Raw genomic sequence first — 692 nt, 5'->3', positions numbered from 1 at the left:
ACCAAGGCAGCATCACGAACACGTGATCGGGTAAGAACGTCGGTGCAGCCTCTCGGGTCCGCCCACGCTATGTCGCGCTCTCGGGATCCCTACTTTCCGATGGCGGGGGTAGACGCGGGGGCAGCCGGCGGTTAAGGTGACCGCACTTCACGCCTTTCAGGCGACCTCGAACAGGGCTTCTGCTGCGCGCGTCGCGGCGTTCCGGGGACCTCGCAATCGGCACCCGAAACGGCACATGATCAGCGCTCGGTGTCATTCGGCTCGCTCTGTCCGAGGTCGTCACGGCGCGCTCTTCGCGGCGCCGTACAGGCGACCCGATCGTCTGTACCGACGGGGTTCTGGCAGACTCTGCGCGGCCTGCCCGCCCATGGTCGCCTCCGGTCGCGGCCGTGCCCGCGGATGTCGCGCGGCGGGTCAGCCCGTGTAGTCGGATTCCATCGCGTCACGCCGCGTGAGATCCAGCCCGAACGTCGCGGCCGCGTCGAGCAGGGCCTGGGCTCGGGCGATCCGTGGCAGGTCGCTGCCGTCGCGGATGCCGCAGTGCTCGAGCGTCTCGAGCACGTCCATCGCCCACGACAGCTCGGTCGCCGACGGGCTGAGCGCCGCGTTCACCACGGCGACCTGCTCCTCGCGGAGGCAGAGCCGGCCGGTCATGCCGACGGATGCCGCGTGCTGCGACGCCGCCGCGAGCA

General features: G+C 70.2%; 1 pseudogene. It reads right to left on the bottom strand.

Annotation, left to right across the window (positions count from 1 at the left end):
* Positions 1 to 414: 414 nt before the first annotated feature.
* Positions 415 to 692, bottom strand: a pseudogene (locus GH736_RS23855) (hypothetical protein); the annotation flags it as partial.

The sequence above is a fragment of the Agromyces humi genome, from assembly GCF_009720255.1.
Classification (GTDB): Bacteria; Actinomycetota; Actinomycetes; order Actinomycetales; family Microbacteriaceae; genus Agromyces; species Agromyces humi.
Note: the sequence above shows the minus strand (reverse complement) of the source record. Positions and strands in the feature narration are given on the sequence as shown.